The organism is Microbispora sp. H10836 (assembly GCF_012999525.1).
GTDB lineage: Bacteria > Actinomycetota > Actinomycetes > Streptosporangiales > Streptosporangiaceae > Microbispora.
In genome coordinates, this window is sequence record NZ_JABBWU010000008.1 from 124,964 (window position 1) to 151,381 (window position 26,418).

The 26,418-nt window shown below is 73.1% G+C and carries 20 protein-coding genes and 1 other RNA gene; 15 read left to right on the forward strand and 6 right to left on the reverse strand.

Annotation, left to right across the window (positions count from 1 at the left end):
* Window positions 1–114 precede the first annotated feature (114 nt).
* From ssrA to HHX30_RS16910, 5 genes are all read left to right on the forward strand, one after another.
* Window positions 115–500, forward strand: a transfer-messenger RNA (tmRNA) gene (gene ssrA / locus HHX30_RS16895).
* A 289-nt stretch (window positions 501–789) separates the two neighbouring features.
* Window positions 790–1,344, forward strand: coding sequence for a UTRA domain-containing protein (locus HHX30_RS41685; protein WP_311922503.1), 555 nt, complete (start codon window positions 790–792; stop codon window positions 1,342–1,344).
* A gap of 133 nt (window positions 1,345–1,477) precedes the next feature.
* On the forward strand, window positions 1,478–1,675 hold the full coding sequence (locus HHX30_RS40670; protein ID WP_211592124.1) for a hypothetical protein: 198 nt from the start codon (window positions 1,478–1,480) through the stop codon (window positions 1,673–1,675).
* Window positions 1,656–1,901: a hypothetical protein gene (locus HHX30_RS40675; protein WP_211592125.1), complete on the forward strand. Its 246-nt coding sequence runs from the start codon at window positions 1,656–1,658 to the stop codon at window positions 1,899–1,901. Before HHX30_RS40670 ends, HHX30_RS40675 begins: the two co-directional genes overlap by 20 nt.
* Window positions 1,902–2,004: 103 nt before the next feature.
* Window positions 2,005–2,421, forward strand: a complete 417-nt coding sequence (locus HHX30_RS16910; RefSeq protein WP_169982919.1) for a VOC family protein — start codon at window positions 2,005–2,007, stop codon at window positions 2,419–2,421.
* Between the two features lie 102 nt (window positions 2,422–2,523).
* On the opposite strand, the gene HHX30_RS16915 is transcribed toward HHX30_RS16910, so the two are convergent.
* Both HHX30_RS16915 and HHX30_RS16920 read right to left on the reverse strand, forming a co-directional pair.
* Window positions 2,524–3,564 carry an adenosine deaminase gene (locus HHX30_RS16915; RefSeq protein ID WP_211592126.1) on the reverse strand — a complete coding sequence of 347 codons (1,041 nt, stop codon included), beginning with the start codon at window positions 3,562–3,564 and terminating at the stop codon, window positions 2,524–2,526.
* A gap of 78 nt (window positions 3,565–3,642) precedes the next feature.
* Entirely contained in the window at window positions 3,643–4,731 is a 1,089-nt protein-coding gene (locus HHX30_RS16920; protein ID WP_169982920.1) for a S1C family serine protease, read from the reverse strand.
* Between the two features lie 169 nt (window positions 4,732–4,900).
* On the opposite strand from HHX30_RS16920, the gene HHX30_RS16925 reads away from it, so the two are divergent.
* From HHX30_RS16925 to HHX30_RS16945, 6 genes are all read left to right on the forward strand, one after another.
* On the forward strand, window positions 4,901–7,108 hold the full coding sequence (locus tag HHX30_RS16925; RefSeq protein WP_169982921.1) for an acyl-CoA dehydrogenase: 2,208 nt from the start codon (window positions 4,901–4,903) through the stop codon (window positions 7,106–7,108).
* 140 nt (window positions 7,109–7,248) lie between these two features.
* The gene (locus HHX30_RS16930) at window positions 7,249–8,856 is read left to right on the forward strand and encodes a hypothetical protein (protein ID WP_169982922.1); all 1,608 of its coding nucleotides are present in this window, start codon (window positions 7,249–7,251) and stop codon (window positions 8,854–8,856) included.
* A gap of 137 nt (window positions 8,857–8,993) precedes the next feature.
* Window positions 8,994–9,125: a hypothetical protein gene (locus HHX30_RS42720; protein ID WP_256862666.1), complete on the forward strand. Its 132-nt coding sequence runs from the start codon at window positions 8,994–8,996 to the stop codon at window positions 9,123–9,125.
* 184 nt (window positions 9,126–9,309) lie between these two features.
* The gene (locus tag HHX30_RS16935) at window positions 9,310–10,596 is read left to right on the forward strand and encodes a glycosyltransferase family 4 protein (protein WP_169982923.1); all 1,287 of its coding nucleotides are present in this window, start codon (window positions 9,310–9,312) and stop codon (window positions 10,594–10,596) included.
* A gap of 8 nt (window positions 10,597–10,604) precedes the next feature.
* The gene (locus HHX30_RS16940) at window positions 10,605–14,750 is read left to right on the forward strand and encodes an alpha-(1->3)-arabinofuranosyltransferase (protein WP_311922505.1); all 4,146 of its coding nucleotides are present in this window, start codon (window positions 10,605–10,607) and stop codon (window positions 14,748–14,750) included.
* Window positions 14,747–15,730 carry a DUF3068 domain-containing protein gene (locus HHX30_RS16945; RefSeq protein WP_169982924.1) on the forward strand — a complete coding sequence of 328 codons (984 nt, stop codon included), beginning with the start codon at window positions 14,747–14,749 and terminating at the stop codon, window positions 15,728–15,730. Before HHX30_RS16940 ends, HHX30_RS16945 begins: the two co-directional genes overlap by 4 nt.
* On the opposite strand, the gene HHX30_RS16950 is transcribed toward HHX30_RS16945, so the two are convergent.
* Both HHX30_RS16950 and HHX30_RS16955 read right to left on the reverse strand, forming a co-directional pair.
* The gene (locus tag HHX30_RS16950) at window positions 15,671–16,441 is read right to left on the reverse strand and encodes a bifunctional 2-polyprenyl-6-hydroxyphenol methylase/3-demethylubiquinol 3-O-methyltransferase UbiG (protein ID WP_169982925.1); all 771 of its coding nucleotides are present in this window, start codon (window positions 16,439–16,441) and stop codon (window positions 15,671–15,673) included. The genes HHX30_RS16945 and HHX30_RS16950 overlap by 60 nt on opposite strands.
* Before the next feature lie 1,901 nt (window positions 16,442–18,342).
* Window positions 18,343–19,596, reverse strand: a complete 1,254-nt coding sequence (locus HHX30_RS16955; RefSeq protein WP_311922506.1) for an acyltransferase — start codon at window positions 19,594–19,596, stop codon at window positions 18,343–18,345.
* Between the two features lie 212 nt (window positions 19,597–19,808).
* On the opposite strand from HHX30_RS16955, the gene HHX30_RS16960 reads away from it, so the two are divergent.
* The 4 genes from HHX30_RS16960 to HHX30_RS16975 are packed head-to-tail and all read left to right on the forward strand — an operon-like array spanning window position 19,809 to window position 23,818.
* Window positions 19,809–20,708, forward strand: a complete 900-nt coding sequence (locus tag HHX30_RS16960; protein ID WP_249350133.1) for a DUF3068 domain-containing protein — start codon at window positions 19,809–19,811, stop codon at window positions 20,706–20,708.
* A 50-nt stretch (window positions 20,709–20,758) separates the two neighbouring features.
* Window positions 20,759–21,673 (forward strand): decaprenyl-phosphate phosphoribosyltransferase, encoded by a 915-nt coding sequence (locus tag HHX30_RS16965; RefSeq protein ID WP_169983064.1) that lies wholly within the window; start codon window positions 20,759–20,761, stop codon window positions 21,671–21,673.
* Window positions 21,670–23,007 (forward strand): FAD-binding oxidoreductase, encoded by a 1,338-nt coding sequence (locus tag HHX30_RS16970; protein ID WP_169982927.1) that lies wholly within the window; start codon window positions 21,670–21,672, stop codon window positions 23,005–23,007. The genes HHX30_RS16965 and HHX30_RS16970 overlap by 4 nt, the downstream gene beginning before the upstream one ends.
* Window positions 23,008–23,017: 10 nt before the next feature.
* The gene (locus tag HHX30_RS16975; protein ID WP_169982928.1) at window positions 23,018–23,818 is read left to right on the forward strand and encodes an SDR family NAD(P)-dependent oxidoreductase; all 801 of its coding nucleotides are present in this window, start codon (window positions 23,018–23,020) and stop codon (window positions 23,816–23,818) included.
* Between the two features lie 43 nt (window positions 23,819–23,861).
* On the opposite strand, the gene HHX30_RS16980 is transcribed toward HHX30_RS16975, so the two are convergent.
* Window positions 23,862–25,016, reverse strand: coding sequence for a S1 family peptidase (locus tag HHX30_RS16980; RefSeq protein ID WP_169982929.1), 1,155 nt, complete (start codon window positions 25,014–25,016; stop codon window positions 23,862–23,864).
* Between the two features lie 272 nt (window positions 25,017–25,288).
* A complete protein-coding gene (locus tag HHX30_RS16985; protein ID WP_169982930.1) occupies window positions 25,289–26,251 on the reverse strand; it encodes a LysR family transcriptional regulator in 963 nt (320 codons plus the stop codon).
* Window positions 26,252–26,418: the final 167 nt, after the last annotated feature.

Below are 26,418 nucleotides of genomic sequence, written 5' to 3' on the forward strand. Positions count from 1 at the left end.
CCCACCGGTTCGCCGGCTGCCGGACCGGGGGGGAGGAATTGGAGTCGCGTCGTCCGTGTTGTCATGAGTAAGCTTGTGACGTCGGCCCTCCGGGGCCGGGTTGACAACTGCACAGGGGGTGACCGGTTTCGACTTCGACATTGCAAGTCAGGGGAAGCGGGTCGGGGACTGCGGACATAACCCCGTCAACACTGTGACCGCAAACAAATAAGTGCCAATAACAAGAGCACTGAGGTCAGCCAGGCTTCCCTGGCTCTCGCCGCCTAAGCAGCGAGAAACCTCTGTCAGCCCGGGAGTGCCTTCGGCCCGGAACTGACATCGCTAGAAGGCTCAACCGTCCGGCCCGGTCACGGGGCCGTACGGGAAATCAAACAGTGACTGGGCCCGTCGGCGACTCGCCTGTGAGATTGCCGGGGCCGAGAAAATCGCAACAGGCTGCACCCGGAGAAGCCCTGTCTTGGTGTTGAAGGACGCGGGTTCGATTCCCGCCACCTCCACGTCTGTCAGAAGGGGCGGGGAGGAAGCGCATGCTTCCTCCCCGCCCCTTCTGCTTTTCCCGGCCGGGTCAGGTGGTCGTGTGGCCGGCGCGCGTCCGGCCCGGACGCGGTGCGCGGGGATCGTCATCGCGAGGCTCCCTTCCAGATGCCTGATCTGGACAGGAAGTTATGGATCGGCGTCCGTGACCCGCGTCACCCTGGGGAGCCCAACCGCGGAGTGGCTCTCAGGCATGACGAGTACCTAGAGTCGGGGCGTATGTGGGAGGGGTCTGCCGTGGGGGAGCCAAAAGTCGTGGGAGAGCGGAAAGTGGTGGTGCGGCGGTCGCTGCCGTCCGAGCCGGCCGTGCGGGGATCGGCCTCGCTGTTCCTGACGGAGGCGGAGCGGCAGGGGGTGCGGGCCGGGCGCAGGATGCTGTACGTCGGCCCGGAGCCCGCGTCGGAGCACGTGGCCGCCGGGCTGCGGGTCGAGCCGGGCACGCCGGTGCTGGCCCGGCGCAAGCTGCTGCTCGCCGGCGACGTGCCGGTGCGGGTCGCCACGAGCTTCCTGCGGCTCGATCTCTTCGCGGACACCCCGTTGTGCGAGCCGGGCTTCCTGTCGCCGAGCCTGCAGGCGCGGATCGAGGAGCTGGGCCACCGGTTCGGGCGGGCGGAGGAGCAGTTGGTCGCCCGGCCGCCCCGGGACGACGAGGCGGCCACGCTGCACCTTGATCCCGGAGAGTGGGTGGTCCAGATCGTGCGGGCCGCCTACTCGGCCGAAGACGTACCGATCCACGTGCTGGAGACGGTCTGCGCGGCCTCCCGCCACGTCTTCGACATCGTTCAGGTGAGCGGCGCCGACGAGTTCTGACCGGCGCGGGAGCCTCAAAGAGCTGTGGTACGGCCGCCACCGCGCCGGTTCTCGACGCCGACGAACTCCGTGCGGACCTGGACGCCGCGATCGATCAGCAGTTGCCCGCCGATCCGCTGGAGGGGACCGGCCTGTGAGGCATACGGAGGGTGTGCTCGACACCAACGTCGTGGCCGTCCTGCCCCTGTTCGACGCCGCCGAGCTCCCGGAAGCATCTCTGATCACCGCTGTGACGCTCGGAGAGTTGTCGGACGCGCCGCATGCCACCACCGACCCGATCAAGCGGGCCCGGAGGATCGCGGTCCTGCAGCATGTCGAGGCGACTTTTTGACGCGCTGCCCTACGACGCCGAGGCTGCCCGGATGTACGGCCAGATATGCGCTGCGGTCCGTATCTCTGGCCGCCAGCCACGCGGCAGGGTGGCAATTCTGGTGATCGCCGCGATCGCGGCCGGCAACGGGCTTCCTCTCTACACCGCCAATCCGAAGGGCTTCGCCGGTCTCGACGGCATCGTGGAGGTAGTGGCCGTATCGCGGCCTCCGGACGCGACGGCCTAAATGATCAGTTCCAAGGGTCAGTGGTCGTAGCGATCCCGGACTTGCCGGACGGGTGGCGCGGCCCCATAGGCTAAGCCCCCCGTCCGCACTGTCTGGGGGAGTCATGACCAGTAGGTTCACCGAGTTGGTTGTCGACTGCCACGATCCGGAGCGGCTCGCGGCCTTCTGGTGTGCGGTCCTGGACTTCAAGGTGATCGATCGGAGCGAGGGCAAGGTCGAGATCGGCTCCTGGGAGCCGACCGTCGAGGAGGTCCGGGCCCGCCAGATGCCGCCCACCCTGATGTTCATCCGGGTGCCCGAGGGCAAGACCGTGAAGAACCGGCTCCACCTCGACGTCAGCCCGATCGACGGCAGTACCGAAGACGAGGTGGCCAGGCTGCTCGGCCTCGGCGCCGCCAAAATGGACGTGGGGCAGGGCTCCGGCCGGAGCTGGGTGGTCATGGCCGACCCCGAGGGCAACGAGTTCGATGTCCTGCGCACCCTGGCACCGGCCAAGTACATGATCGGCCCGGAGGGTTAGTGGTCGAGTTCCGGTTCGGCGTTCAGCAGGTCCGGCAGCGTCTCGCGTGAGCGGCCGCAGTCCACGATCCATACATCGTCGCTCCACACTGGAATCGATCATCTAGGTGAGCGGCGCCGACGAGTTCTGACCGGCGTAGGCGTCGATCTCCGCGAGCAGGGCCGATTTGCCCTCGGCGCCGAGGAAGGACGCCTCCACCGCGGCGCGGGCCAGGTCGGTGACGCCCTTCTCGTCGAGGGAGAGCAGCTCGGCCGCCACGGCGTACTCCCGGTTGAGGTCGGTGCCGAACATCGGCGGGTCGTCGGTGTTCACCGTCACCGGCACTCCGGCCGCGACCAGCGCGGGCAGCGGATGCTCGGCCAGGCTGGGCACGGCCCCGGTGCACACGTTGGAGGTGGGGCAGACCTCCAGCGTGATCTCGTGCTCGGCCAGGTGCTCCAGCAGCGCCGGGTCCTGCACGCTGTGGATCCCGTGGGCGATCCGTTCGGCACCGAGGTCGCGTACGGCCTGCCAGACGTGTTCGGCGCCGGCGACCTCACCGGCGTGCGGCACCGAGTGGAGCCCGGCGGCGCGGGCCGCGGCGAAGTGCGGGGCGAACCACGATCGGGGCACCCCGGTCTCCGCGCCGCCGAGACCCAGGCTGACCAGGCCGTCCGGCCGCTGGTCGAGCGCGATGGCGAGGGTCTGCTCTGCGGGCGGACCCGGGATGCCGGGGATGTCGAAGCACCAGCGCAGGACGGTGCCGAAGTCCGCCTCGACCCTGCGGCGGGCGTCCTCGATCACCTCGCAGAACTCCTGCGGGGCGAATCCCCGGGCCAGGTGGGGCTGGGGCGTGATGGTGAGCTCGGCGTACCGCACCTGCTGGGCGGCCATGTCGCCGCCCACGCCGTGGATCAGCGTCCACAGGTCCTCGGGCGCCCTCACCAGGTCCATGATCTGTGGATAGACCTGGAGGAAGTGAGAGAAGTCGCGGAAGTCGTAGAACGTCTCGACCAGTGCGGGGTCGGCGGGCACGGGCGTCGCCCCCTCATAGCGGGCGGCGAGCTCGGCGACGATGTGCGGTGACGCCGCACCGATGTGGTGCACGTGCAGTTCCGCCTTGGGCAGCCCGGCGATGAACCGGGTGAGTTCCGGGGAGATCACGGTCCGACCGTAACAACCAGCTGGGAGCCCTCTCCAAGCCAAATCGCGGTATCTCACACGAGTTTGTCAGGATCGGGCTCATCCCCCGGCCGGCAGTTCGCTGAGCACCACGGCGACCGTCCTCCTGGTGCCGTCCGGACGCATCAGCTCCACCCGCACCCTGTCGCCCGGCTTGAGAGTGGCCAGGATCTGCGCCAGGTCGCTGGCGGTGGGGGTGGCAGTGCCCTGGACCTTGACGATCACATCGCCGGGGCGGATGCCCGCTTTGTCCGCACCGCCGCCGGGAGACACGGAGCCGACGGCCACGCCGATCGGTTCGCCGCTCGCGTCGACCGCGGTGCCGACCCGTACGCCGAGGGCCGCCCGGCGGCTGTTGACGACCTGGCCGTACCGGATGATCTGGCGGGCCACGTCGGTCGCGGTGTCGCTCGGGATCGCGAAGCCGAGGCCGGGCGCGGTGCCCTGCTGCGGATCGACGGCCGCCAGCGTCGGGATGCCGATGACCCGGCCGGACAGGTCGACCAGGGCGCCGCCGCTGTTGCCGGGGTTGATGGGCGCGGAGGTCTGGATGGCGTTGGTGATGGTCGCGGCCCCGCCGCCGGCGTGCCTTTCGCCCGTCACGGTGCGGCCCAGGGCCGACACGATGCCCTGGGTCACGCTGCCGGAGAAGCCGAGCGGATTGCCCATGGCGAGCACGATCTGCCCGACCTTGAGGTCGGCGGAGCGGCCGAAGGTGGCGGGCGTGAGCCCGGTCGCGTTCTCGACCTGGATCATCGCCAGGTCGCCGGGGGGAAAGGAGCTCACCAGCCGGGCCCTCCTCGGCTTGCCGCCGGTGGCCAGCGTGACCTGGAACTCCGTCGCGTCGCCCACGACGTGGGCGTTGGTCAGGATGTGGCCTTGGGTGTCGTAGACGATGCCGGAGCCGAGGGCCTGGCCGGTGGTGATCTGCACGATCGACGGAAGGACCCTCTTGATGACCTGCTCGTAGGTCGTCTCGAGCTCGATCGGGCGGCTGGGCACGGGCGCCGCCGTGGCCGTGCCCGCCGTCGGGGTCGCGGCCGGGGTGGCGGTCTCGCCCGGGGTGGTTCCCGACGCGCATCCCCCCGCGACGAGCGCGGCCACGGCCGGGCCGGCGACCGTACGGAGGACCTTCCGTGAGAGCTGCATAACCCCCTGTCTACCTGCGCGAACGGCCGCCGCAAGGCGGCGCGCCGGGACCGGCGCAGGTCATGACGGGTGCCGGGGACGGCCGATACCGGAGCCCGCGAACCCCGGCCTAGCCAGCGAATATTCCTCTAGAATATGGTTCTACAAGGACCTAGCGCTGGAGGATCTTATGGCGATCGGGCTGAGCGAGGAGCACGAGGCGCTTCGCGAGTCGGTGACCGGATGGGCCGAGCGGGCCGTGCCCGCCGACCTCGTGCGGAGCGCGGTGGGCGTCCTCGCCGATCCGGGCACGGAGGAGCGTCCGGCCTTCTGGCCCGCTCTCGCCGGCCAGGGGCTGCTCGGGCTGCACGTCCCCGAGGAGTACGGCGGCTCCGGCTACGGCCTGCTGGAGGCCGCGGTGGCGATCGAGGCGCTGTCGGAGCGGGTGGCGCCCGGGCCGATGGTGCCGACCGTGCTCGCGAGCGCCGCGATCCTCGCCTCGGAGGGCAAGGCGCAGGCCGACCTGCTGCCCGGGCTCGCGGACGGATCGCTGACCGGCGCGGTGGCGCTCGACGGCGCGGTCACCGGTGCGCGCGACGGCGACGCGCTGACGATCGGCGGCACGGCCGCGTACGTCCTCGGCGCGGCGGTCGCCGACGTGCTTGTCCTGCCGGTGGTCACGGACGCCGGCGAGGAATGGGTGGTGATCGACGCCGCCCAGGCCACGGTCACCGCGGTCAAGCCGCTCGACCTCACCCGGGGCGTGGCCAAGGTCGAGCTCGACGGCGTACGGGTGCCCGCCGAGCGGCTGCTGACCGGCCTGACCGGCGCCGAAGTGCGCAACATCGCCGCGATCGTCCTCGGCGCGGACGCGGTCGGGGTGGCCGCGTGGTGCGTGGCCGCCGCCGCCGACTACGCGAAGGTCCGGGTGCAGTTCGGCCGCCCGATCGGCCAGTTCCAGGGCATCAAGCACAAGATCTCGCGGATGCTGGTGGCGCTGGAGCAGGCGCGGGCCACGGTCTGGGACGCCACCCGGGCGGAGGACGCCGAGCGCGACTACGCCGCCGCGATCGCCGCCGTCATGGCGCCCGACGCGGCCGTGCAGTGCGCCAAGGACGCGATCCAGACGTTCGGCGGCATCGGCTACACCTTCGAGCACGACGCGCACCTGTACTACCGCCGGGCGCTGACGATCCGCGCGCTGCTCGGCTCGTCCTCCGAGTGGTCCGACCGGGTGTCCGCGCTCGCGCTGGGAGGCGTCGCGCGGGAGATGGAGATCGACCTGCCGGAGGAGTCGGAGCCGCAGCGCGAGTCCATCCGGGCGGAGCTCGCCGAGATCGCCGCCCTGGAGGGCGCCGAGCAGAAGCGGGCCCTGGCCAAGGCGGGCTTCGTCATGCCGCACCTGCCCAGGCCCTGGGGCCGGGCGGCCTCCCCGCTGGAGCAGGTGCTCATCCACCAGGAGGTCAGGGCGGCCAAGATCAAGCCGCCGCAGATGATCATCGGCGCGTGGGTGGTGCCGTCGCTGGTGACGTACGGCACGCCGGAGCAGCAGGAGCGGTTCCTGCCGCCGACGCTGAGCGGCGAGCTGATCTGGTGCCAGCTCTTCTCCGAGCCGGGGGCCGGGTCCGACCTCGCGTCGCTGCAGATGAAGGCGGAGAAGGTCGAGGGCGGCTGGAAGCTCAACGGCCAGAAGATCTGGACGTCGGTGGCGCACGTCGCCGAGTGGGCCATCTGCATCGCCCGTTCCGACACCTCCAAGCCCAAGCACGACGGCATCACCTACTTCCTGGTGCACATGAAGGCGCCCGGCGTCACCGTGCGGCCGCTGACCGAGATGACCGGGGAGAACCTGTTCAACGAGGTGTTCCTCGACGACGTCTTCGTGCCGGACGAGATGGTCGTCGGCGAGGTCGACGAGGGCTGGCGGGTCGCGAGGAACACGCTGTCGAACGAGCGGGTCTCGCTGTCGTCCGGCTCGGGCGGCACCGGCGCCTCGGTGCCCGACCTGCTCGGCCTGGCGGGCCGGCTGGGCCGCGAGCTCACCGCGGCCGAGCGGCAGGACCTCGCCCGCGTCGTCTGCGAGTCCCACTCGATCAACGCGCTGTCGCTGCGGGTGACGCTCAAGCAGCTCGCGGGCAGCGAGCCGGGCGCCGACGCCTCGGTGCGCAAGCTGCTGTCCACCGCGCACGCGCAGCACGTCTCCGAGGTGGCGGTCTCCCTGCTCGGCCCGGCCGCCGTCACCGCCGCCGACTGGAAGCTCGGCGACGCCGGCTACTGGAACCGCGCCGTGCTCGCCACCCGGGCGATGACCATCTACGGCGGCACCACCGAGGTGCAGCTCAACATCGTCGCCGAGCGCATGCTCGGCCTGCCCCGCGACCCCGAGCCGGGCAAGTAGCCCCGTCCGAAGGCACCGGTCACGCGGGTGCCGTCAGCCCGTGTGACCGGCCCAATAGCCTGTACGACATGTGGCGGCCCTTCCGGTTTGTGCGGCTTGGCCTTTTGAGGCGTGAGAGCGCCGCGCGGGGGCCGGCGGCCGTGCGGTTCGGACCGGCCCTGCTCGGCCTGGCGCTCGGCGTGCTCGCGCTCGGGCCCGCCCTGGGGCCGGGGTTCACGCTGCGCTACGACATGGTCTTCGTGCCGGACCCGCCGCTGCGCCTCGGCGACGGCTTCCCCCGCGCCGTGCCGAGCGACCAGGTCGTGGCGCTGCTGTCCGCCGTGATCCCGGCCGAGATCGTGCAGAAGGCGATCCTGCTCGGGCTGTTCGCACTGGCCGCCGCCGGAGCGGCGTCCCTGGCCGGCGACGCGCTCCCGGCGTACGGCGGGGGCGCAGGGGAGAGAGCCGGGACGCCGGGGGCGATGCTCGTGCCCCGGCTGGCCGCCGCCGCCTTCTACGCCTGGAACGCCTATCTCGCGCAGCGCCTGCTCATCGGCCATTGGGCGCTGCTGCTGGGGTACGCCGGACTGCCCTGGGCCGTGCGTGCCGCGGCGCGCGGCGGGCCCGGGCGGCTCGCCGCGGCCCTCCTGCCCGCCGCCGTGGGCGGATTCCAGGCCATGCTGGTCAGCGCCGTGGCCGTGCTCCCGGTGGCCGCGCTGCGCGCCGGGAAAGGGCGGGCGCGCGCGGCGCTCCAGGCGTCGGCCGTGGTCGTGGTGCTCAGCCTGCCGTGGCTCGTCCCCGCCCTCCGGTCGGACGCCGTGACCGATCCCGCCGGGGTGGCCGCGTTCGCGCCCCGGGCGGACGGGCCGTTCGGGACGCTGGGCAGCCTGCTCACCCTCGGCGGCATCTGGAACTCTCACGCCGTCGTGCCCGGCCAGGGCAGCCCGGGGCTCGCCGCCGCGCGCCTCGCGCTGACCCTCGTCGCGGTCGCCGGCTTCGTACGGCTCGGTGGCGCCACCCGCAGGCCCGCGTGGTGGCGGGGATTGGTGGTGGCGGCGTGCGCGGGTGTCCTGGCCGCCTGCGCCGGGGCCTTCGCGTCCGGTCTGCTGCGGGAGCTCATCGGATGGTGGGCGGGCTTCGGCCCGCTCCGCGACGGCCAGGTGTACGTCGCGCCGTTCGCGCTCGCACAGGCGGTGGGTGTCGCGGTCGTGGCGGCGGCCCTGCGCCGGAACCTGCCCGCTCCGGTGGCGGCGGCCGCCGTGGCGGTGCCGGTGCTCGTGCTGCCGACCTTCGCGCTGGGCGCGTTCGGCAGGCTCGGGACGGCCGAGTACCCCGGCGAATGGCGCCGCGTCCAGGCCGTCGTCAACGGCGACCCCGCTCCCGGCGCGCTGCTGTCGCTGCCCTGGAGCGCCTACCGGGCTTTCTCCTGGAACTCGGGACGGGTGGTCCTCGACCCCGCGACCAAGATGTTCTCCCGGCCCGTGCTGTGGGACGAGACGCTCGTCGTCGGCGTGCCCGGCGGCGGGCGGATCCGGGTCGCGGCCGAGAGCCCGCGGATCCGCCGGATCGAGGCGGTGGCGTCCGCGCTCACCGCGGCCGGGGGCGCGCCGCACGTCGGCCCTCCGGCCTCGTCCGCGGCGGACGGGCTGCGGCGGGAGGGGGTGCGCTACGTGCTCACGGCCGGGCTTGATGAGAACACGTTCTTGTCTCGACTGCCGGGGGCGACCCCCGTCTACCGGGGCCGTGAGCTACTGCTGGTACGCCTGTGACCAGCCAAGATCGGGGACCTGTGGCATACTGGACAGTAAGTCTTTTTATCACGGTTTGACCAAGGCTATGGTGTAGGACCTGTATCACGTTCTACTCTCGGCCTCTATCGCCCGCTCCGGCAAGGAGGAAGCATCCCGTGTTGAAGGTGCTGGCTGCTCTCGCGGTCGGGGCCGTGCTCGCCGGCGTCGCCTCCGTGGCGGTCGTCAACGTGGCAGCGCCCACCGCGGAGCCGCCGAACAAGCCGCTCTACAACTACGGCGACAGGTGAACGCGGCAGACCTGACCCCCGTTCCATAAGGACTTCCGCGAAGACCGAGCCCGTCAGGGGGCGTGGTTTCGCCACGCCCTCATGCGTCTGTGCCCCGATTCGCCCGCACCGCCGTGCCCGCCCCGTTCCGGCGACGCGGTGCTCCCCGAACTCCCGCCGAGACGTGTCACCCGAAGGAGTGGTCGTGGTCGCACAGGGTGCGAAGGCGAAGCCCTCGGGGCGCCCGGCCCCCCTTCCCGAGCCGCCCGACAGGCCGCACCTGGCGGCCGCCGGTGCCGCCCCGGCCGCCGTTCCCCTGCTCGACGGCGTACGCGTGGCCGTGCTGAACTTCCGCGAACCGAGCCAGACGGTCGCCGGCGGCGCGGAGGAGTACGCCTGGCGGGTCTCCGCCTACCTCGTCGGCCAGGGCGCGAGCGTCAGCTTCCTCACGAGCCGGGAGCGGTACCAGACCCGCGCCGAGTCGCGCGACGGCATCCGGCTGCGCAGGATGGGCGGCAAATACCTCGTCTATCTCCTCGTCCCGCTCTGGCTGCTGCTGCGCCGCCGCCGGTTCGACGTCGTCGTCGACTGCATGAACGGCATCCCGTTCTTCTCCCCGCTCGTGGCGCGCCGCCGTACGCGGGTGATCTGCGTGGTCCACCACGTGCACGACCGGCAGTTCTACGCCTTCTTCCCGCGCTGGCTGGCGCGGATCGGCTGCTTCATCGAGGGGCCGGTGGCGCGGCTGCTGTATCGCCGGTGCACGACGGTGACGGTCTCCGAGTCCTCCCGCCACGAACTGCGCGAGCGCCTGCGCTGGCTGGCCCCGATCGAGGTGGTGCCCAACGGCAGCCCGACCGTCAGGCCCGTCGCGAGCGAGCCGGTGCCGGGCGCCCCGGCCGTCGTCTACCTCGGACGCCTGGTCGGGCACAAGCGCGTCGAGCGGGTGGTCGAGCTCGCCGCCGAGCTGGCGCCCACCCGCCCCGGCCTGCATGTGCACGTCGTCGGGAGGGGGCCCGAGCACGACCGGCTGGCCGAGCGGGTGGGCGGGCCCGACGTCGCCGGACGCGTCCACCTGCACGGATTCCTGCCCGAGGCGGAGAAGAACGCGGTGCTGAGCCGCGCCAGGCTCAACGTCACGGCCTCGGAGTTCGAGGGCTGGGGGCTGACCGTGATCGAGGCGGCGGCCCTCGGCGTGCCCACCGTCGCCTACGACGTGGCCGGCCTGCGCGACTCCGTACGGCACGGCGTGACGGGCTGGCTGGTCCGCGACGGCGAGCGGCTCGCCGACGTGGTCGACCACGCCCTGCGGGAGCTGGACGACCCCCTGACGAGGGCCCGGATGGCCCGGGCGTGCCGGCGCTGGGCGGGCGAGTTCACCTGGGGGAAGACCGGGGCCGCCATGACCAGGCTGGTCGCGGGCGAACTCGGCCGGCTCCCCGCACGGCCGGCCGCACCGCCGCCGGGCAGCCGCCATGAGCAGGAGGCCTGAGCGCGCCCGTGTCCGTCGACGTCCCGGTCCAGCCGCGGGAGCCCGCGCGGGAAGAGGTGACCCGCGCGCCCGACGAGAGCGCCGGAGCCCCGGAGCCTGCCCCCGCCGCCCGTCCCGCGCCGCCCGGCCGGACGCTGCGGCACCGGCTCCGGCTGCTCGCGGGCTGCCTGCTGCTGGCGGCCGTCGCCTTCAACACCGCGCCCGGCGCGGTGATCTCCGAGACCAAGCTCGACATGGCGGTGAACCCCCTGGGGTTCCTGTCGCGCGCGCTGCACCTGTGGGATCCGGCCTACTTCGGCCACCTGCAGAACCAGGCGTACGGCTATCTCTTCCCGATGGGGCCGTTCTACGTGCTCTTCCGGGCCATGGACATGCCCGCCTGGGACATCCAGCGGCTCTGGATGTCGCTCGTGCTGTGCGCGGCGTTCCTCGGGACCGAGCGGCTGGCCCGGGCGATGGGGATCGGCTCGCCCGGCACCCGGATCCTCGGCGCGCTCGCCTACGCCCTGGCCCCGCACGCGCTGGCCCTGATCGGGATCAACTCCTCGGAGTTCCAGCCGAGTGCCGTGCTGCCGTGGGTGCTGCTGCCGCTGGTCCGGGGCACCCGGGAGGGCGCGAGCCCGCGCCGGGCCGCCGCGCTTTCGGCCGTCGCGTTCCTGTTCGCGGGCGGCGTCAACGCGGCGGCGGAACTGGCCGTGCTCGTCGTCCCGCTCGTCTACCTGCTCAGCCGCCGCCACGGCGGGCGCAAATGGGCCCTGCTCGGCTGGTGGCTGCTGTTCGTCGGCCTCGTGTCGATGTGGTGGGTCGTCCCGCTGCTGCTGCTCGGGCGCTACATCTTCTCGTTCCTGCCGTTCATCGAGACGGCGTCGGCGACCACCAGCGTCACCTCGCTGGTGAACGCGCTGCGCGGCACGTCGAGCTGGATCTCGTTCCTGCCGGTGGACGGGCAGCCGTGGCTGCCGGCGGCCTACGACCAGGCCACCGTGCCGTGGCTGGTCGCCGCGACGGCGCTGGTGGCCGGGCTCGGGCTGACCGGCGTCGTGCGCAGGGCGACCCCGGAGCGGACGTTCCTGGTCCTGAGCGTGGTCGCCGGCCTGCTGATCGTCACCGCGGGCCACGCGGGCGACCTCGCCCACCCCTGGACCGGCCAGGTCAGGGACCTGTTCGACGGGCCGCTCGCGCCCTTCCGCAACCTGCACAAGTTCGACGCGCTGATCCGGCTGCCGCTGGCGCTCGGTCTGGCCGCGCTCCCCGTCGCCCTGCCGAGCACAGGACCGGCGCGCCTGCGCGGGCCGGTCACCGCCGCGACGGCCGGGCTGCTCGCGCTCACGCTCGTGCCGGTCGGGACGGCCGGGATGACCGCCCGCGGCTCCTTCGCGGACCTCCCCACCTACTGGCGGGAGGCGGCGGCCTGGCTGAACCGCAACGCGGGCGACGGCATGGTCCTCGCCATGCCCGGCTCGGCCCGGGGGGAGTATCTGTGGGGCCGGCCGCTCGACGAGCCCATGCAGTCGCTGCTGACCGTGCGCTGGGCCACCCACGCCAACGTGCCGTGGGGCTCGCCCGGCCTGGCCCGGCTCGTGCAGGCGGTGGACGAGCGCTTCGCCACCGGGCGCGGCTCGCCCGGCCTGACCGAGGCCCTGCGCCGCGCCGGGGTGAGCCACCTGCTCATCCGCAACGACCTGATCAGGGAGACGCTCGGCACCGCCTGGCCCGCCCGGGTGCACCAGACCCTGCAGGACTCCGGGCTGTCCAGGACCGCCGAGTTCGGGCCGCTGGTCGGCCTGACGGCGAGCGGCACCGCCTCGGGCTGGCTCGACCAGCCGTACCCGGCGCTGGAGGTCTACACGATCCCGGGGACGGCCCCGCTCGCCTCTACCGTGCCCCGTGCGGGCACGCTGCACGTGGAGGGCGCCCCCGAGGCCGTGCTCGACCTGGCCGAGGAGGGCCTGCTCACCGACGACCGGCCGGTGCTCGTCGGCGACGAGCCGGGCGCCGCGGCGATCCCGCCCCGCGACACGATCCTCACCGACACGCTGCGGAAACGGGACATCGTGTTCGGCGACGTACGGCGCATCGCGTCGGCCACGCTGCCCGACGACCAGGCGCCGGTGACCACCGACCTCACCGACCCGGCCTGGTCGGCGGCCACCTCGACCGCCCGCTATCTCGACGTGAAGGACGTCACCGCCTCGTCGGCGGACTCCGGCGTCACGGCCGCCGTGGGCCAGCGCGACCCCGGGCGGCAGCCGTACGCCGCGCTCGACGACGACCCGCGCACGGGGTGGCGGTCGGACGGCTGGCACGGCGCGGTCGGGGAGTGGCTGGAGGTGCGCTTCACCGGCCAGGTCGACCTGACCGAGATCTCGGCGGCGTTCGAGCAGGAGGCGGTCGGGCCACCGGTGGCCGAGGTCGCGCTGGAGACCGAGCGCGGCGTGCGGCGCGTCGCGGTGGCGCGGACCGACGCGCTCCAGCCGCTGCTGCCGGTGCCGGGGAAGAGCCAGTGGCTGCGTATCCGGGTGACCAGGCTCGCGTACGAGCCGAAGACGGCGCTCGGCAGCCGGGTCGGCATCACCGACCTGCGCGTCCCGGGCGTGCGGGCGGTGCGGACGATCTCGGTGCCGGACACCGGCGCGGGCGACCCCGGCACGATGCTGCTGACCAAGCAGGGGGACGCCGACGCGTGCATGCGGGGCTCGGTCACCTGGACGTGCTCCTCGCGACTCCAGATCCTGGGTGAGGACGGCAACGGGTTCGACCGGCTCGTCCCGGTGGCGCGCGACGGCGTGCGCACGCTGCGCGGGCAGGCCGTGCTCACCGACCCCAAGGCGACTGACCTGCTCACCACGCTGCCGAAGCAGTACCCGCACGTGAGCGCGTCCTCGACGGCGGCCGAGCACGGCGCCGTGCTCGGCCGCCAGGCGATGGACGGCGACCCCTCGACGCTGTGGTTCGCCCAGCCGTTCGACCGGCACCCGACGCTGTCGATCGACCTGGGGACGACCCGGAGCTTCTCGCGGATCCGGGTGCTGTTCCCCGACTCGGCGCAGGGCATCCCGCCGGTGAAGCTCACACTGCGCGCGGGGACAGCGCTCACAGAAACACGGGCCGTGCAGGGCTGGGTGGACCGCGACGGCGTGTTCACCTTTCCCACGCTGAGGACGCGGACGTTCTCCATCGAGTTCACCGCGCCCGCCTCCCGCGCGATCGAGGTCGCCGAGATCGCCGTCCCCGGGGTGAAACCCCTCGGCGGCCTCGGCGCGATCCCCCTGCGGCTGCCCTGCGGCTATGGGCCCACCCTGCGGGTGGACGGCGACGACGTGCCGACCCGGGTGGTCGAGGGCACCCTCGACGACGTGCTGAACGGCCGCCCGCTGACCTACTCGGGCTGCGCGCCCGTGCACCTGACCGAGGGCCGCAGCAGGGTCAGCGTGGCGCCGGGCGACGCCTTCCGGGTGCGCTCGGTGGTGCTGGACGACGGAAGCGGGCAGGAGCGGAATGCGGTGACGGCCGCCCCCGCCACGGTGACGTCGTGGGGGCCGCAGGAGCGCCGCCTCCGGGTCGCCGCCGCAGCCCCGTCCTATCTGGTCGTCAACGAGAACTTCAACGCCGGCTGGCAGGCGTACCTCGACGGAGCGCGGCTGACCCCGGCACGGCTCGACGGCTGGCGGCAGGCGTGGGAACTGCCGGCCGGCGGCGGCGAGGTGGTGCTGCGCTACGAGCCCGACCCGGCCTACCGCACCGCGCTGCTCGCCGGGCTGGGCCTGGCCCTCGCGGTGGTGGCCCTGGCGCTGGTGCGCGGCCGGTCGCGGCTGCGCGCCGCAGGGCCGGGCCGCGTCCGCGCGCTGTGGGTGTGGATCGCGGCGCCGCTCGCCGGGCTGTGGGCCTGGGGCGTGGCGGGTGTGGCCGTCGTCGCCGTCGCGCTGGCGGCGTTCCTGTGGCTGCGCGCGATCGCCGGCGCCCAGCACGCGGGTCCGAGCCGCCTGCGGGCCCTCGCCCGCCGCGGCGCCTCCGCGTGGGTGGTGCTCGTCGCGCTCGGCCTCGCCGGCGTCGCCCAGGCCGCGGGGCAGGGCCCGGCCGCCGACGCGCTCTGCCTCGTCGTGCTCGCCCGGCTGCTGGCCGCCGTAGGGGATCAGGGAGAGGTGAGCCGATGACAAGCGCTCTACCGCGGTCGCCGCGCCCGCTGCTCCTGGCGGGCATCGCCTTCCTGGTCACCGTGGGGGTGCTGTTCCACTTCTACGTCTCCCCGCGGACCACGGTGCTGCCACTTGAGCTGACGAGGATCCAGCGGCTCGTCTCGCCCTCGGCCACCTACCTCGACACCGCCACGTTCCGCCTCCACCGGGGCGTGCCCGTGCAGAACACGGTGGCCGTCTACGGCGATCCGCGGGCCGGGGACGACAGCACGGCCGTGTGGGTGGAGTTCTCCTCGCTCGACACCCGGGACGGCGAGCGCGTCGACTACCACGAGCGCCGCACGGCCTTCGACCGGCGGACCGGCCTCGCCGTCGACTGCTGCGGGGGGTACGTCGACGAGGATCCCGGCGTACGGCAGACCGGGCTCGCCTTCCGCCTGCCCGCCGGGGCGGAGCCGCGCTCGTACGGGATGTTCGACCCGGTGCTGCGGCGGGAGGCGCCGATGCGGTTCGAGCGCGAGGAGACCGTCGAGGGCCTGCGGACCTACCGCTACACCTACGCGGCCGGGCCGGTGAAGACGGCAGACCTGCCCGGCCCGGTGCCCGGCAGGTCGGTCGGCATGCCCGGCGAGCCGCGGGTCACCGTGGCGAGATACACCGAGATCACCCGCACGATCTGGGTCGAGCCGGAGAGCGGGCTGACCGTGCGCACGCAGGAGCGGCGGCGCGACACCCTGCGCACGCCCGACCAGGTCGAGCGGCAGGTCGCCTTCGACGCCGACCTGAGGACGAGCGCCGCCGAGGTGCGGGCGTTCGCCGACGAGGCGGCCCGGTTCCGCCGGTGGATCCTGCTGACGCGCGAGTGGATCCCGCTGGCGTGCGGCCTGCTCGCGGTCGTGCTCGCCGTGGTCTACCGGATCGGCACCCGGACGAGGAGGTCAGCGGCGGCGCAGCACCAGCAGCAGGTTCCACGTCACGATCTCGCGAACGCCGGGTAGATGGATCACCGGGGTCGCCCAGCGAGGGTGGTAGCGCGGCAGGGCGTCGACGAGGTCGGCGCCGGGGTGCCGCCGGGCCCACGCGAGCGCCCGGGCCACCGACACGGCGTACATGCTCGTGCCGTACACGTTCTTGGGAGAGTGGCCGTGGCGGCGCGTGTAGCGGCGCGCGGCGCGGTGCCCGCCCAGGTAGTGCCACGGCGAGGTCTCGTGGCCGCCCCAGGGCGACAGCCAGTTGGTGAACGACAGGTAGACCAGGCCGCCCGGCCGCGTCACCCGCACCATCTCGTCGCCCATCCGCCACGGGTCGGGCACGTGCTCCAGCACGTTGGAGGAGAAGCACACGTCCACGGAGCCTGTCTTCAGCGGCAGGTCGAGGGCGCTGCCGAGCACCGCGCCGTCGGGGATCGCGCCGGTGCGCGCGCTCATCTCCCCGGCGTCGCAGTCCACGCACACCGGCCGCGCGCCCACGGCGCGCAGCGCGTCGGTGAAGTAACCGGGCCCGCCGCCGACGTCCGCGACGAGCGCGCCGTCCAGGTCGGCGTACGCCGCGAGCTGGGCGACGGTGTCGCGGGCGAGCAGGCCGTAGAAGAAGTCGGGGTCGCTCTGCTCCTTGCGGAAGGCGCTGAACAGGCGAATCGAACGGGCCAGGTCGGCGCGGAACGGCTCGGCGTGCACGACGTCCCTCTCCTGTCGGGTGCGCCGGAGCATAACACCCCTTTTGTCCCACTGCGCTGGGAGAATCCCGATGAGTCAGATCATGCGTACCGGACAGCCCGGCATGGCGCCGGCATGGCGGGCGGGCCTGGCGAATCCTGTCATGATCGCGGCGGTCCTGCTGGTCGCGGCGTCGCTGGCGGTTCGCGTCCCCGTCCTCACGTCGTCCTCCTTCGTCGAGGACGACTTCCTGTTCGTGGGTGACGCCTACGAGCACTCCCTCACGTTCGACTTCCTGTTCCGCGTCCACAAGGGTCACCTGATGCCGGGGGCGCTCGGGCTCACCTGGGTGCTGTCGCGGCTGTCGCCGTACGACTGGCTGCTGGTCTCGGCGGTCACGTTCGCGGTCCAGGCCGCCGCGGCGGTCATGCTGCTGCGGCTGCTCGTGCGGTTGTTCGGCACGCGGCCCGGCATCCTGCTGCCGCTCGCCCTCGCCCTGTTCTCGCCGCTGACCATCCCGGCCTTCGGGTGGTGGTCGGCCGCCATCAACGCGGTGCCGCTCCAGCTCGCCATGGTCATGGCCCTCGCCGCCCAGGTGAGGTACGTCAGGGAGGGCGGGGCGCGGCACGCCCGCTGGGCCTTCTTCTGGGTCCTCGCCGGCATGGCGTTCAGCACGAAGGGGGTCTTCGTCCCGTTCCTGCTGTTCGCGCTCACCACGTCGCACCTGCGGCCGTGGGCGGGCCCGTGGCCGGCGCTCATGCTCCGCGAAGCGCGCGCCCACTGGCGGCTGTGGGGGTCGTACGCGCTGCTGACGGGCGCATACGCGGCGCTGTACCTGGCCCGCCGCGGCACCGCGCCGGGCGAGGGCGCGGCCGTCCCGGCGCCGGGCGACGCGGCGGACCTGCTGGGCCGCCTGCTGGGCGAGGTCTTCCCCGCCGGTGTGGTCGGCGGGCCGCTGTCGTGGGGCCCGGTGCTGCCCAACGGCGGGCTGGCCGACCCGAGCCCGCTGCTGGTGGCCGCCGGATGGGCCGTGCTCGCCGCACTGGTGGCCGCCACCGTGCTGTGGCGGCGGCGGGCCGTGCGGGCCTGGCTGATCCTGGCGGGCTACCTGGTCGCCGCGGACGGCGTGCCCACGGCGATCGCGCGGGGCACCGGGCTCGCCCAGGTCGTCGGCTCCGAGACCCGGTACGTCGCCGACGCGGCGATCGTGTTCGCGGTCTGCCTGGGGCTCGCGCTGCTGCCCATGCGGGACGAGACCGAGCCCTACCGGCGGCCGATTCCGGCCGGGAGCGGGCTGCCGACGGCGGCGGGACTCCTCGCGGGCGCCTACCTCGCGATGTCGATCGTCTCGATCCAGAACTACCGCGACACGCTGTCGGGCGACCGCGTGCGGGCCTACCTGGCCGCGGTGCGGGCCTCGCTCGCCCGGGTGCCGGACACGGCGGTCATCTACTCCAGCCCGCTGCCCGAGGACATCGTGCTGCCCTGGAACGGCAACCGCAGGCTCAGCCACCACCTGCTGGCCCCGCTCGCCCGGCCCGCGCTGCGCGCCCGGATGCGGGTGCCCGAGCCGTCGGAGCAGGCGCTCGTCTTCGACGACAAGGGCGGGCTCGCGCCGGTCGAGGTCAAGGCGTCGGTCGGGGTGGTGCCGCCGGAGGACCGCTCGTGCTTCCCGCTCTTCGGCGACGCGATCTTCTTCCCCGACGTCGTGTCCTTCGGCGGGCCGGGGCCGATCGCCGGGCTGGCCTACACCGCCGAGCGCGCGGGCACCGGCGACTACGAGATGAGCGGCCAGCGGGGACAGTTGCGGTTCCACGCCACCGGCTCCGGCGGCGCGCTGGTGCGCTTCCCGGTCACGGCCGTCGGCAAGGGGCTGTTGATCCGGCTGGACGACCCGTCGGGGGTCTGCCTGAAGGGCTTCGCCTACGGCGACCCCGTGCCCGGCGCGCCCGCCCCTACGGCCGCGGCGACGCCGCGGCCGTCTCCGTCGGTGTCTCCGTCGGTGTCTCCGTCGGTGTCTCCGTCTCCGTCCGCTTCCGTGACGAGGTCGCCAGGCGGGCGAGGCGCCTCGCCGGCTCCTCGACGTACCGGTGGGTGAGCGTGGCGAGCAGCAGCGTGAGCGCGCCGACCACGACCAGGTTGCCGGCGAAGTTCCCGCTCCACGCCTGCTGCTCGGTGAAGTCGTACCAGAGATAGAGGGCCACGAACTGCCACAGGAACACGCCGTACGACACCCGGCCGAGGAAGCGCATCACGCGGCTGCCCAGGAAGCGGCCGTACGGCGAGCCCCCGGCCGGCAGCAGCGCGGCCGGGGTCACCAGTCCGGCCGCCACCGTGGCGTACAGGGCCAGCTCCGACAGGTCGGCCCAGACGCCGTCCACGCCGCTGAAGCGCGTGCCGGTCAGCGGCGAGGCCGCCACGGCGTACGCGAGCGCGGCGACGAGCAGGAACGAGCCCGCCGACGCGCCCACCGCCCGGACGAGGCGATGCGCCGGGCCGTCGGGGTCGCGTTCCTCCCGCGCCCACTCGGAGACGACGGCCAGCGCCATGCCGACCGCGAAGAACACCCAGGCCCGGGGCAGCCAGGCGTTCAGGTAGGGCCGGTAGACCGGGTAGTAGGTGAGCAGCGCCCACGCGAACGACGACGCGGCGAGCACGGCGACGCCGGTCAGCAGCCGCCGCGCGCGGGCGTCGAGGCCGGGGCCGCCGCGCCGCGCGAACGCCGCGAGCACGGCGGCGACCAGCGGCAGCAGCACGTAGAAGGCGGCCTCGACGCACAGGCTCCACATCTGGGCGAGCCCGCGTGGCCCGAGGCCGAACCACCAGGGGTGGATCTCGTAGGTATGGCCGAGCAGCAGCAGTTGCAGCCACGTCTTGACGTCGCCGAGGTGCGGCTTGGACCACAGCACCATCGCCACGACCACGACCAGCCAGTACGCCGGGAGGATGCGCAGGGCGCGCTTGACCAGGTAGACGCGGGTGTCCGGGGGACGCCCGCCGAGCAGCGCGGCACGCGCGTACGGCCGGTAGAGGAGCAGCCCGGACAGCGCGAAGAAGATGGGGACCGCGACGTCTCCCCGGGCGAGCAGGCTGCTGAAGAAGTTGTCGTGCAGCGCCGCCGCCGACTCGATCGCGACGTGGAAGACGAGGACGGCGAGGGCCGCGAGCGCGCGCACGCCGTCGAGGGCGTCGACGTGGCCGACAGGCACGGCAGTGTCACGAACGGGTTGCGAACCGGCGGGTAACATGTCACGAGTCACCGACGAGCTAGAACCTGTTTCGGTCACTTTTCCATATCCCTCGTGACGTCGGTCACTGCCCCGTCTAACATACAGCGAAATAGAAACCTGTTTCAGGATAAATAGGCATCAACTGGCCTGCCCCAGGAGGAGCGATGCGCCGCGGAGTGGGAGTTGTTCTCTTGGCAATCGGGGCGTTCCTGGTCGTCTTCGCGCCACTGCTGCGGTTCCAGGTGGCGGACAAGCTCGTGCAGGCGCCGGCCGACCAGTACAGCGTCGCGAAGCTGACCGCTCCCAACGCGCGCTACTTCAGCATGCGCGACCTGAAGGTCCTCACCGGCGACCTCGACATCACGGTCACCGTCCGGGGCGACGTCAAGGAGTCCAAGGACGACCACGTGGTGTGGGACCAGTTCACCGCCGCCAGCGACGTCACCAACAACAACCCGCGGATCTCGATGACGCAGTTCCGCAGCGCGTTCAACAAGTTCAACGGCCAGGGCGTCACCTGCTGCGGCACCAGCGTCGACAACGGGGAGGGCGCGCAGCCCGTGCAGCTGCAGGGCCAGGTCTTCCTGTTCCCCTTCGGCGTCGAGAAGAAGACCTACCAGGTGTTCAACGCCGACGCCCGCAAGGCGTACGACGCGACGTTCGCCGGTGAGGACACGGTCAACGGGCTGCCGGTCTACAAGTTCACGCAGCAGATCCCCCCGACCGTCACCGACACGCTCAGCGCGCCCGCCTCCGTGCTCGGCATGAAGGGCACCGGGGACATCCAGGTCGAGCGCGTCTACGACGGCACCATCACGTTCTGGGTGGAGCCGAACACCGGCGTGGCGGTCAAGCAGGAGCAGCAGCGCCACGAGGTGCTGAAGACGTCCGACGGCGTCGAGCGCCTGCCCGCCTTCATCGCCACCGCGTCGTTCACCCCGGAGACCGTCGGCAACCTGGTGCAGACGGCACGCGACAACATGGCCCAGATCACGCTGATCAGGACGACGCTCCCGCTGGTGGCGCTCATCCTCGGGCTCGCGCTCGCCGTCGTCGGGGCGTGGCTGCTGCGGCCCCGCCGCGTGAACTGACCCGGGAAGCGGACCTGTCCGTGAAGCGGGAGAGCGCGCTGAACCCGCCGATGGGCCCGCCGGTGGCGACGCTTCCGGCGGGCACGCCCTCCCGGCGCGCACGCGCGGCCGGGCTGGTGCGGGCCTGCCGGCCCCGGCAGTGGCTCAAGAACGCGCTCGTCTTCGCCGCGCCGGCCGCCGCCGGGGTGCTGACCACCGGGGCGGGCCTGCGCGGCTCGCTCGTCGCGTTCGCCGCCTTCTGCCTGGCCGCCGGCGGCTCCTATCTCTTCAACGACGCGGCCGACGTGGCCGCCGACCGGCGTCACCCGCGCAAGCGGCTGCGCCCGATCGCGGCCGGGATCGTGTCCGTACGGCTCGCGCGGACCGCGGGCACGGTGCTGCTGGCGGCCGGTTTGCTCGCCGGGCTCGCGGGCGGGTGGCCGCTCGCCGCCGTCGTGGCCGCCTATCTCGCGCTCACCTTCGCCTACACCCTCTGGCTCAAGCACCAGCCCGTGGTGGACCTGGTCGCGGTGGCCGGCTGTCACGTGGTGCGCGCGTACGCGGGGGCGGTCGCCGTGGCCGTGCCGGTGACGAGCTGGTTCCTGGTCGTCGTCTCGCTCGGCTCGCTGCTGCTGGTGACCGGCAAGCGGGAGGCCGAGCTCCGCGCCCGGTCCGGGGACGGCCCGATCGCCCGGGCCACGCTGGAGACCTACACCGCGAGCTACCTCGGCCACGTGCGCGTCATGGCCTCGGGGGCGATGATCGTCACCTACTGCCTGTGGGCGCTCCAGGAGCACACCGGGCCGGCCAGGGCGTTCTGCGCGCTCAGCATCGTGCCGTTCGTGCTGGTCGTGCTGCGGCACGCGCTGCTGGTCGACCGCGGAGTGGGGGAGGAACCCGAGGAACTGGTGCTGCGCGACCGCCCGCTCCAGGTCTTCCTCGCGCTGATGCTGGTCCTGCTGGCGTGCGGTATCCAACTGGCATGACTCTGCTGACGGGATGGGGGCGCACGGCGCCCACGCGCGCCACCGTGGCCCGCCCGCGCACCGCCGAGGAGGCGGCCGCGCTGCTGGCGAAGGCGGGGAGCCGTGGCGTCGTCGCCCGCGGCCTCGGCCGCGCGTACGGCGACGCCGCGCAGAACGCGGGCGGGCTCGTGCTCGACTGCACCGCGCTGGAGCGGTCGTGGCAGGTCGACTCCACGGGGCTCGTCACCGCGTCGGCGGGAATCAGCCTGCACGACCTCATGACCGCGCTCGTCCCGCGCGGCTGGTTCGTCCCGGTGACCCCCGGCACCCGGTACGTCACGGTCGGCGGGGCCGTGGCGGCCGACGTGCACGGCAAGAACCACCACGTGGACTCCTCCTTCGGCGCCCACCTGCGCTCGCTGCGCCTGCTCACCGCCGACGGGAGCCTGCGGACGCTCGGCCCCGGCGACGACCTGTTCTGGGCCACCGTGGGCGGCATGGGGCTGACCGGGGTGATCACCGAGGCGACGTTCCGGTGCGTGCCGGTCGAGACCGCGTGGGTGCGGGTGGACGTCGAGCGCACCCGCGACCTCGACGAGACCCTGGCGACGATGACCGCGACCGACGACGGTCACCGCTACACGGTCGCGTGGATCGACCTGCTGGCGCGGGGCGGGCGGATGGGCCGGGGCGTGCTCACCCGGGGCGACCACGCGGTGCCGGGCGACCTGCCCGCCCGCGCGCGCGGGAACCCGCTCGCCTTCGCGCCGCGGCCCCTGCTGTCGGCCCCGCCCCGGGTGCCCGGCGGCCTGCTCAACCGGGGCACCGTCCGGGCCTTCAACGCCGCCTGGTACGGCAAGGCCCCCGCCGCCCCGCGCCGGATCGTCCAGGGCATCGCGCCGTTCTTCCATCCGCTCGACGGCGTGGACGGCTGGAACCGGATGTACGGCCCGCGCGGCTTCGTGCAGTACCAGTTCGTGGTGCCGATCGGAGCGGAGGACACGCTGCGCCGGGTGGTCGAGCGGCTGTCCGGCGCGGGGGTCGTGTCGTTCCTGACGGTGCTGAAGAGGTTCGGGGCGGGGACCCCCGGCATGCTGTCGTTCCCCATGCCGGGGTGGACGCTGGCCCTGGACATCCCGGCCGGGCAGAGCGGGCTGGCCGCGATGCTGACCGAGTTCGACGAGTGGGTCGCCGCGGCCGGGGGCCGCCTCTACCTGGCCAAGGACTCCCGCATGTCCGCCGCCACCATGGCCGCGACGTACCCCCGGCTGCCGGAGTGGCGGGAGATCCGGCGCCGGGCCGACCCGGACGGTGTCTTCGTCTCCGACCTCGCCCGTAGGCTGCGCCTGTGCTGAAGGAGTGGTTGTGAGGAACGCACTGGGTTCGGTCGACACCGTCCTGCTGCTCGGCGGGCGCAGCGAGATCGGCCTCGCGATCGTGGAACGGCTGGTCCGGCGGGGCGCCCGCCGGGTCGTGCTCGCCGTCCGCGGTGCTTCCGCACCCAGGGAAAACGGTGCCTCCGCGTCCGTGAAGGACGGCGGCGCCGCCGTGCCGGTGGAGGACCTCGAACGGCTCGGGGCCGAGGTCCACGTGCTGGACTTCGACGCCGCCCGCCCGGAGACGCACGCCGCCCTGATCGAGGAGGCCGCCGCCAGGGCCGGCGACCTCGACGTGGTGATCCCGGCGTTCGGCGTGCTCGGCAGCCAGGCGGTCTACGACGCCGACCCGGTGGCCGCCGCCCGAGACGTCGCGGTCAACTTCGGCGGCCACGTCTCGATCGGGCTGGCCGCCGCCGGGCGGCTGCGCGAGCAGGGACACGGCACGCTCGTCGTGCTGTCGTCGGTGGCCGGGGTGCGGGTGCGCAAGGCCAACTTCGTGTACGGCTCGGCCAAGGCCGGGCTCGACGGCTTCGCCCAGGGACTGGCCGACGCGCTGCACGGCTCCGGGGCCCGGGTCGTGGTCGTCCGGCCGGGTTTCGTGATCGGCCGGATGACGCGGGGGATGACCCCCGCCCCGATGTCGGTGACGGCGGCCGAGGTCGCGGACGCGGTCGTGGAGGCCCTGGACACGCGGCAGGGGACCGTGTGGGTCCCCGCGCGGCTGCGGCTCGCGTTCGCCGTCATGCGCCTGCTTCCCCGCCCCATATGGCGCAGACTCCCCCGCTGACCCTGTGCCGGGCCGGCGGGGGAGCCTCCTCCGATCGGCTGGATCAGCCGGTGACGAGGGTGAGGCCGTACGCCGAGAGGGCCTCGTTGACGGGCTGGAAGTAGGTGGTGCCTCCGGAGGAGCAGTTGCCCGAGCCGCCGGAGGTCATGCCCTGGGCCTGGCTGCCCGAGATGAACGAGCCGCCGGAGTCACCGGGCTCGGCGCAGACGTTGGTCCGGGTCAGCCCGCTCACCGTGCCCTGGGAGTAGCGGACGCTGGCGTTGAGCTGCTGGACGGTGCCGCAGTGCCAGCCGGTGGTCGAGCCGGACCGGCAGATCGACGAACCCACGGCCGCGGCGGTGGAGCCCTTCACGGCCACGTTTCCGCCGCTGTAGTTGTTGACCCAGCCCCTGGGCGTCCAGTTGCTGTTGACCGCGACCCAGGAGTAGTCGTTGCCGGGGAACGAGGAGCCCTGGAAGGTGCCCTGGGCGACCCGGTTGTAGCCGGTCGTGCTGTTGCCGGCGCGGCCGCAGTGGCCGGCGCTGACGAAGCCGTTCGTGGTTCCTCTGCGCACGGAGAAGCCGATCGAGCACCGGGCCGAGCTGTTGATGTAGTAGGCGTCGCCGCCGCGCACGTCGTAGTAGGTCTGCGGCTGCTCGTTGGACTGCTCGACGCGTACGGCGGACTTGTCGGCGCCGCTCGCGGCCACGAACGCCTCGGCCTCGGCGGTGTTGGAGGACAGCACGACGACGCTGTTGCTGAGCACGTCGACGTACCAGACGGACGTGGAGGCGGGCGCGCCGGCGGCGGCCCGGTCCAGCGCGGCCTCGGCGGACTCGAGCGTGGCGAGGTTGCGGCCGACGATCTTCGGCTGCGCGCCCGCGGACAGGATCGCGCCGGCCTTGGACGCGTCGGCGGTGGCGACGATGAAGCTCTCGGAGGTGGTGCCGGAGACCCAGGATCCGGCGTAGGCGTCACCGATGGTGGCGCGCACCTTGGCCTCGGTGGCCATGGCCTTCGCCTCGTTCGCGAGGCGGGCGTCGACCTGGGCGGGGGTGAGTCCGAGGTCGCGCTGCATCGCCTCCACCATCGCGGGCGGCGGCTTGACGGCGGAGGAGGCGGGAGAGTTGTTCGGCTCGGCCATGGCGGGGGTGGCGACCGTGGCGAGGGCCGTGACGGCCAGAGCGCATCCGGCGAGTACGGTGCGTCTGTGGAGCATGTGGGGCTCTCCTTGTCTTTGGGGGGTGCCGTCAACGTAACCGACCTCCGCTGTCACGTGGATCTATCAATTCGCCCCTATCACCGAGTTATGGAACCGCCCTCGTTGGGGGATTCGCTGGCCCGGAAATAACCGCCCTCGGACCTCCGGGCGTGCGCGAGCGCGAGAAGAGAAGGCGCCGCGGCGTACGCCGGCGAGCGCGCGGGCGCTCAGCCTCGGCCGGAACGCGTGGACAGACCTGCGGCGGCGGACGGGGTGCGCCCGCCGCCGCGTCAGGGGACGGTGCCGTATTCGGGGTTGGTGACGAGCCAGTCCGCGTAGCGGGCGCTGCGGCGGACCGCGTCGGCGTACGCGGCCCGGGCGTGGGCGGCGACCACGGGGGCGGCGGCCCGCGCGCCCATCGAGTCGGCGTGCCAGCCGAGCAGGTGCCGCCAGCGCAGCGGCGCACCGGCCAGCGGCATCATGACCAGCCCGGCGGTGAGCCGGAAGGTGGCCTGGCAGAGGGCGACCGCCTTGCCCACCCCGACCAGGTGCAGGCAGGTCGCCACGTCCGTCTCGTAGATGGAGTCGGGGACGAACCCGGCCCGGGCGCAGGCGGCGGCGAAGCAGTCGGCGAAACAGCCGTCGCCGGGGGCGACCGTCCAGTGTTCGTCGGCGAGGCTGGACAACTGCAGTTCCCTCTCCCCGGCGAGCGGGTGGTCCTCCGACAGGAGCACGAAGACCGGGTCGGTGCCGACCGTGGTCCAGTTCATCGCCTCGGCCGGGGGAGGCGGGCTGTCGCCGCACGTCCCGAGCAGCACGAAGTCGAGCCGGCCGGCCACCGCGAGCGAGGTCAGTTCACCGGCCGACCAGGACGTGCGGGTGGTGACCGGGATGCCGGGCTGGTCGGCGGTCAGGCGCTCGACCAGCCCGCCGAGTATGGGCCCGTTCGTCGCGCCGATGCGATAGCCGGGCAGTTTGACCGAGGTGTTGGCGAACCGTACCGCGTCCTCCTGGAGGTCCCGTACGGCGGGCAGCAGCACCCGGGCGCGGGACAGCACCATCTCGCCGAGAGGAGTGGGACGGGCGCCGTTGCGGTCGCGTTCGAACAGCGGACCCCCGAGTGAGCGCTCGATGCGCTTGAGCTGAGCGGTGAGCGACGGTTGGGCGAGGCCGAGCCGGGTGGCCGCTTTCGTGACGCTCCCGGCTTCGGCGACCGCGTGCACGATTCTGAGGTGGCGGATCTCCAGATCCATAGGGGGAAGGTACGACTCCCGTGGTATGGCCGCAATCCCGCATTGTCATGAAATCTGACTTTAACGGTGGTCATCGCCGGGTGATCGCCGCCCCGGCGCGCTGGAACGTGTTCTCGTGAGAGTTCCCGTCGCGTCCGTGGCCGTCGAGTTACCGGCTGGTAGGAACG